Genomic DNA, 7,455 nt, shown 5'->3' with positions numbered 1-7,455 from the left:
TCACCCGTCCGCCGCTAACTTCCGAAGAAGTTCGCTCGACTTGCATGTATTAGGCACGCCGCCAGCGTTCGTCCTGAGCCAGGATCAAACTCTCCATAAAAGTGTTTGACTTGCTCATTTAAAACTTTGACGTTTGTTTCTTGTTTTGTTCAGTTTTCAAAGAACTACTGTGCCGCTCGAAGCGACTTTATCATCTTATCATTGTGACAATTCCTTGTCAACATTTTTTTAAAATTGTTTCTGAACATTTTCGTTCATGTCAGAAGCAACGTTATTTATATTAACAGTATAAACAAGCTACGTCAATACTTTATATAAAAATAAAAAGACGATGTTATTAAAACATCGTCTCAAAATTACTTTTAACATTTCGTTATTTACTATTCACGTACAAAAACGAAGTATAGCACGAATAGTACAGCCATTACATACATAATTGGATGAACTTCTTTAGAACGCCCTTTCACCACCATCGTAATCGGATAGAAGATGAAACCGATAGCGATCCCTGTTGCAATACTGTAAGTTAACGGCATAGCAATAACTGTGAAAAATGCAGGTACTGCAACTTCGAACTTCTTCCAGTCAATTTCTCCTAAAGAAGAAACCATCAGAACACCTACAATAATCAACGCTGGCGCTGTTACCGCAGGAGTAACCACACCCAATAAAGGAGAAAAGAAGATTGCTAATAAAAAGAAACCTGCTGTTACTACCGCCATAAAACCAGATCTTCCACCTGCTGCAACACCTGCAGAAGACTCAATATAAGAAGTTGTAGTAGATGTACCCAAGATAGCACCAATTACTGTAGCGAATGCATCTGCAGATAATGCTTTTCCTGCACGAGGCAATTTATTATTTTTCATCAACCCAGCTTGATTTGCCACTGCTACTAACGTACCCGCTGTATCAAAGAAGTCAATGAAGAAGAATGTTAAAATAACAACTAGCATTTTCAAAGAAAAGATATCGCCAATATGCTGCAATGCTACGCCGAAAGTTGGTTCAAGACTTGGAACAGCCCCTACAACAGAATCCGGAGTATCAATCAGCCCTGTTACAATTCCAGCAACCGCTGTAATGACCATCCCGAAAAATACAGCACCGTTGACTTTTCGTGTCATTAAAATAACTGTTACCACCACTCCAAAAATCGCAAGTAATGTGGAACCCTTTGTTAAATCTCCTAACCCTACTAATACTGCATCATTTTTTACGATAATCCCCGCATTTTGAAACCCGATAAAAGCTATAAATAAACCAATACCAGCTGCTACCGCAAACTTTAATTCAGCTGGAATCGCATTAATGATTTTTTCACGAATACCAGAAGCTGTTAGTACAATAAACAACAATCCAGATACAAGTGTTCCTGCAATCGCTGTTTGCCATGGAATACCCATTGTTAGAATAACTGTATAAGAGAAGAATGCATTTACTCCCATACCAGGAGCTAAAGCAATTGGATAACGAGCAAAGATCCCCATAATCAAAGAACCAATTGCAGCTGCTAACGCAGTTGCTACGAACACTGCACCTGCATCCATCCCCATTCCTTTTGGTAAATCAGGAATAGTACTCAATGCCAATGTAGCAGGATTGACAAACAAAATATAAGCCATAGATAAAAACGTTGTTAACCCGGCAATAAACTCGGTTTTGTAGTTTGTGCCAAGCTCATCAAACTGAAAATAGCGCTTCATGAACTGTCCCCCCATAGTTGTAGTATTCATCGTACTTTTTGGTAGGGAACAAAAAACGCTCCTATCCCGTATAGAAGCGTCGTCCACAAAGTTATAGCAAAGTGCATAAGCATATAATTGCCTATACTCTTTCCAAACCTCGTAGCCATGCTATTTACGGTAGCTAGGTAGAAACTCTTGGGCCCTATTCCCAAAATTATACGATGTCAGAAATATTATAATTATTAGCGATTCATGATTACTCTTTTATTTTACTTATATAGACGAGGTATGTCAACGAAAAAAACGAACATTTATAAATAAATGTTCGTTTTTGTTCGTGTTAATTATTCCCACTCAATTGTTGCTGGCGGCTTAGACGTAATATCATACACAACACGGTTAACATGTTTTACTTCATTTACGATACGCACTGAGATTTTCTCTAATACATCCCAAGGGATACGTGCCCAGTCTGCTGTCATACCGTCAATTGATGTTACCGCACGAATACCTACTGTGTAATCATACGTACGCTCGTCACCCATTACACCTACACTTCTCATATCAGGTAATGCCGTGAAATATTGCCAAACTTCTCTATCCAATCCAGCTTTTTTAATTTCTTCTCGTAAAATCGCATCAGATTCACGAACAATTTCTAACTTGTCTTCTGTCACTTCTCCAAGAACACGAATACCTAAACCAGGACCTGGGAACGGTTGACGCCATACAATTTCATCTGGGAGTCCTAACTCTGTACCTACAGCTCGTACTTCATCTTTAAATAATGTATTCAACGGCTCAATTAGCGTAAATTGCATATCTTCCGGTAAACCACCTACGTTATGATGCGATTTAATGGTTTGTGCAGTCGCTGTACCACTTTCAATAATATCTGTATAAAGAGTACCTTGCGCCAAGAAATCCATTCCTTCTAACTTTGCAGCTTCATCATCAAATACGTAAATAAACTCATTACCTATGATTTTACGTTTTTGTTCAGGGTCAGATACACCTGCCAATTTGCTCATAAAGCGCTCTTTTGCATCTACCTTAATAACATTCATATGGAAGCCTTCTTTAAATGTCTTCATGACACTTTCCGCTTCACCTTTACGAAGTAAGCCGTGATCAACGAAAATACATGTTAGCTGATCGCCAATTGCTCTATGAATTAATACTGCTACAACTGAGGAATCTACTCCGCCGCTCAAAGCACATAATACTTTTTTATCGCCCACTGTTTCACGGATTTTCTGAATTTGCATGTCGATGAAATTCCCCATGTTCCAGTTGGATTCACACTCACATACCTCAAACACAAAATTCTTTAATAATTCAATACCATGCTCAGAATGGCGTACTTCCGGATGGAACTGTACCCCATAAAATTTCTTTTCTTCGTTTGACATAGCTGCAATTGGACAAGATGCGCTAGTAGCATCTACCACGAAACCATCAGGCTGTTGCGTCACTAAATCTCCATGACTCATCCAAACCACTTGATCTTGCGGGAGGTTTTTATAAAGATCAGAAGAATTTTGTACATTTAAAGTCGCTTTTCCATACTCGCGATGATTTGCACGTTCTACTTTGCCGCCAAAGTGATGTGTCATTAATTGCATACCGTAACAAATGCCTAGAATCGGTAATCCTAGCTCAAAAATTGCTTCATCACAATGAAAGGCATTTTCACCATAAACACTATTAGGGCCACCCGAGAAAATAATTCCCTTTGGATTCATTTTTTTAATTTCTTCCGCTGTAAGAGTATGCGGATGCAACTCACTATATACGCCAAATTCACGGATACGGCGTGCAATTAATTGGTTATACTGACTTCCGAAATCCAAAACAACAATTGTATCGTGCTGTTTACTCAAAAATATCACCCCAACATAAAGTATAAAAAAGTCGCCTGTCAATATGACAGATAAGTCTATTAGTTATACCCTCCTGCGTTAATACAGAGCAGAAAAGTATACAAAAAAAGCCGAAACTCTGTCCTCATAATAAAAAGGCAGAATTCCAGCTTTTAGAACGCTCTAAAAAGTAGGATACACTGCCTTCATAGTCAGGTTATGTTACGGTAACCCGGTAGAAACTCTCAACCCCTATTGTTGAGTATATATGAAGGAAACTTCTATTTGCACTCATTCTATCAGTGAAATCTCTACATGGTCAAGGGAATAGCGACAAAATTCTACAGAAATTATTCCCTATTTCCTAACGTTCGTATATAAAAGTAATGGGAACGTTTACTTATTTGAATGTTTCTAAAATTAATGGCTTATTATCGTAAATAAAAGAGGTTTTCCAATAAGCCGACTTTCCGGCTATTGCATGCCCCTTTACTTGTTTAAGAGTGCTGATATATCACGACTTGACCTTCTATTTTTAATGAGTTTACCATTTCTTTTCCTCGAGCAGCTATTACATCATGCCACTCATAAGGTAAGAGTATATAATACCAAATACGCAGAATATCACAGTTTTACTGTAAATGAACCTGAGATCTTTCTTAATAGTCGACAGTACGCCTTTCTATCAATCTTAAAGAAATTTTCGATATTCTTGAGGGTTTTCTGTTCTTACAGAAACATTCTGTTGAAGCGGTGATGGAGAAAGGCTTTTCATTTGACACAGCCGAATTAGAAATGTATTTAAGCCTTTAACTGAAGACATTATCCTATATTCATTACTCTTTACTGTTCACGCGAAATATAATTGTAACTTCAAATAACCAAATGATGTTACAAATCATGGATTCTGTTAAAGATAAACTAATGCAGTTCGTAATCATTAATTAGAAATTAAAACCTAGCCAAAAACATTATGCTGCAAACCTTATGAATAAATCCATTTATGAAGACATTTTTTCTAAAAATCACTCTAAAATTAAGCAAATCTGTAAAGAGACTCTTATCAAAAGTCGGGAAACATTGATCACCTCTGGAGGAATATAATAATTAATAAAGCAGCCACTGATGACTTCTTAAAATCACCAATGGCTGCTTTCTTTTTAACCTTTTTTAATCCAAAACTTTAATACATCGTTTTCTTCTTCATGTTTAATGAATTCGTGACCACCAGATTTTGCCCAAGCTGTCAGGTCATTTTTGGCTCCTTTATCAGTTGTATGAACCTCTAAGACTTCCCCTGATGCTAATTCATTCATTGCTTTTTTTGTTTTTACAATCGGCATTGGACAAGCTAAACCTTTTGCGTCTAAAATTTTATTTGCATTCATTTGATATACCCTCCAAGTTTTTATTTTTGAGACCTGTTAAACTGACGTAATTTTCCTCTATCATGTACCCGCCCTTTCTGTTCTTCAGTTCAGGTGTTTCCATAAGTGCCTGTGGTATCAGTCTGTATGGTGTACTGCACAACGATTTGGACCAATTTCTAATTCTTGCTTTCTTTCAACATCAGCCTCTTGAACACCACGGTTAATCATAATAATTTCTTCAAAGTTAGGCGGTTTTACAGAACTAGCTGATTTTTCAACATCGTTTAAGAAATCTTCTCTTGTTGCATTGAACATTTTTTCATTACGTATACGAATGTTTCCTAACGTATCCCCGATGTAACCTTCGGCATTAATCTCTCTGTCAAAGTCAGCATAATGTGCTGGCAATACAATAACATTATCTGCAATTTCAGATACTTTATTAAACACAGTGTTATATAAGTCATTTGCCCATTCTCTTACTTTATTTCCTAAGTCAGGACGACCTAGCCCGCTTACAAAAATTGTGTCCCCAGAGAATAATAATTTTTTATTTACAAAAAACGATACACTTCCTGGTGTGTGCCCAGGTGTTTTAACTGCAAGCACTTCTAATTCAATATTTTTAAATTCAATTTTCTCATGATCTTCAAATGGTTTGAAATCAAAGATTGCACCTTCACTTTTCATAAGGTAGTATGAAGCACCTGTTTTATCTGCTAATTCTTTACCACCTGAAATGTGATCTGCATGTAGATGTGAATCAACGATATGAGTCACTTTTGCTCCCTCTTCTTTTGCAGCTTCAATATACTCATCCACAAAACGTGCTGGATCTACAATTAGCGCTTCATCATCTGAAACAACCATATAAGATAAACAGCCTTTTCCTACTCGAACAAATTGATAAACTTTAATATCTTCATCCTCATAAACCTTCGCCTTATATAAATGCTCACTCCAAGACTTCATTCCACCGCTTAAGTAAGCTGTATCAATCCCTTCATCAGAAAGCATTTCTGCTACCATAATTGATGATCCTTCTTTTGCACATACGACTAAAATTTCTTTATCTGATGGAATTTTAGACATAATTTCTTCAACGCCATCAAGCAATTCAAAATATGGAACATTTAAATACTTGAAGTTTTCGCCTTCGATTTTCCAATCGTTAAAATCACTCACATTACGAACATCTAAAATGAATAAGTTATCTTTATTTAACACCTTATCCGTTACCTCTTTTGCTAACATTCTACGTACTGCCATTACCTATTACCCCCTTAGGTATTATTATGATTAAAAAATTTTTGCACGCTGATTAAAATGTTAATGTTATATCCGAGTTTTTTGCAAACTCTAAAAATGTGACTGCTCCACCGACTTCGATGCCATCTACAAAATCTTCTTTTGTTACATTCATTACATCCATTGTCATCTGACATCCAATAAACTTAACGCCCATTTCCAAAGCCATCTCCACCAGTTCTGGAATAGATGGAACATTTTCCTTAGCAAATCCTTCTGCAAAGTGCTCTTTTCCTTCAGGCATTGGTAATTGTTTATTTGCTTCTAAGTGAATTAAATTTAAACCCTCAAATGTGAAGAAAATCGCTACTTCCTGATCAGATGCTGCCGCTGCCGTTGCAATATTAAATACTTTATATGCATCAAATAATCCTCCATTACTTGCGATAATTGCTACTTTATTCATTTCTAATTCCTCCTATTTGTTTAATGCAATCATAATACTATTTGGATCATAACCAACAACCCACTTACCATTTACCTCTGTTTGTGGTACTCCCATTTGTCCTGTTTTGTTTACAAGTTCGTGCATAACCTTTGGTTGGGTTTCAACATTCACTTCTTTGAAAAGAATGTTTTGATCTGCTAAAAAGTTTTTTAACATGACACAATATGGACAACGTGTTGTAGTGTATACTGTCACTGTGTTCATATTCATAACCTCCTACTTGTTTAAAGTATCCGTTTTCCCTGTGCAAGCACTCATACCTGAAATTACGTTAATCACATTAATAAAACATTTTTACGTTAATTTTTTGAGAAGCAAGATCACTGCGGTTTCCTGTCCGACATACTGCATAGATTTCATCATCAACATTTAATTCGTTTAAAGGATCTTCCAATTCTCCTAATGGAATAAAGATAGCGTTAGGAATATGATTAAACGCACATTCAACTGCCTCTCTTACATCAAGAACCACGATATTCCCATTAGTACCAAGCTCTTCATTACTTAATGTTTTCTTTCAATTGCACTATCATTTGATGATTTTTTTAGATAGTACTTTAATACATCACCTTCTTCAATTGTGCCCAGATACTGATTATTTGCTCATACTTAAACGTCTGCTCTTGATCCTTTATCTGTTGCTTGAACTCCCAAAACTTGACCAGTTGGTAAAGCATTCATTGTTTTTTTGTTTTTACAATTGGCATTGGACACGCTAATCCTTTTGTATCTAATATAAAGTCTGTTTTTAATGATTCCATAAAATATTTTTACCTGTA

General features: G+C 36.3%; 6 protein-coding genes, 1 rRNA gene, 1 pseudogene and 2 riboswitches. All 8 genes and pseudogenes read right to left on the bottom strand.

Going from position 1 to position 7,455, the window contains the following annotated elements; translation table 11 throughout:
- Positions 1-100: ribosomal RNA gene (locus J7Q84_RS17570) — 16S ribosomal RNA — on the bottom strand; the annotation flags it as partial.
- A gap of 280 nt (positions 101-380) precedes the next feature.
- Positions 381-1,706 (bottom strand): NCS2 family permease, encoded by a 1,326-nt coding sequence (locus J7Q84_RS17565; RefSeq protein WP_209096445.1) that lies wholly within the window; start codon positions 1,704-1,706, stop codon positions 381-383.
- A 122-nt stretch (positions 1,707-1,828) separates the two neighbouring features.
- Positions 1,829-1,930: riboswitch (purine riboswitch) on the bottom strand.
- 102 nt (positions 1,931-2,032) lie between these two features.
- Positions 2,033-3,571: a glutamine-hydrolyzing GMP synthase gene (gene guaA, locus J7Q84_RS17560; RefSeq protein WP_209096443.1), complete on the bottom strand. Its 1,539-nt coding sequence runs from the start codon at positions 3,569-3,571 to the stop codon at positions 2,033-2,035.
- A gap of 168 nt (positions 3,572-3,739) precedes the next feature.
- A riboswitch (purine riboswitch) is annotated at positions 3,740-3,842 on the bottom strand.
- A gap of 868 nt (positions 3,843-4,710) precedes the next feature.
- Positions 4,711-4,938, bottom strand: coding sequence for a sulfurtransferase TusA family protein (locus tag J7Q84_RS17555; protein ID WP_209096441.1), 228 nt, complete (start codon positions 4,936-4,938; stop codon positions 4,711-4,713).
- 117 nt (positions 4,939-5,055) lie between these two features.
- Positions 5,056-6,189 carry an MBL fold metallo-hydrolase gene (locus J7Q84_RS17550; protein WP_209096439.1) on the bottom strand — a complete coding sequence of 378 codons (1,134 nt, stop codon included), beginning with the start codon at positions 6,187-6,189 and terminating at the stop codon, positions 5,056-5,058.
- Between the two features lie 52 nt (positions 6,190-6,241).
- Positions 6,242-6,634, bottom strand: coding sequence for a DsrE/DsrF/DrsH-like family protein (locus J7Q84_RS17545; protein WP_209096437.1), 393 nt, complete (start codon positions 6,632-6,634; stop codon positions 6,242-6,244).
- 12 nt (positions 6,635-6,646) lie between these two features.
- Positions 6,647-6,880 (bottom strand): glutaredoxin family protein, encoded by a 234-nt coding sequence (locus J7Q84_RS17540; RefSeq protein WP_209096435.1) that lies wholly within the window; start codon positions 6,878-6,880, stop codon positions 6,647-6,649.
- A 12-nt stretch (positions 6,881-6,892) separates the two neighbouring features.
- Positions 6,893-7,437: pseudogene (locus J7Q84_RS17535) on the bottom strand (sulfurtransferase TusA family protein).
- Between the last annotated feature and the right edge of the window lie 18 nt (positions 7,438-7,455).

The sequence above is a fragment of the Bacillus sp. 165 genome (assembly GCF_017742235.1).
In the GTDB taxonomy this organism is placed as follows: domain Bacteria; phylum Bacillota; class Bacilli; order Bacillales; family Bacillaceae_G; genus JAGHKQ01.
The sequence above is the reverse complement of the archived record's forward strand: the minus strand, read 5'-3'. Positions and strand labels throughout refer to the sequence as shown.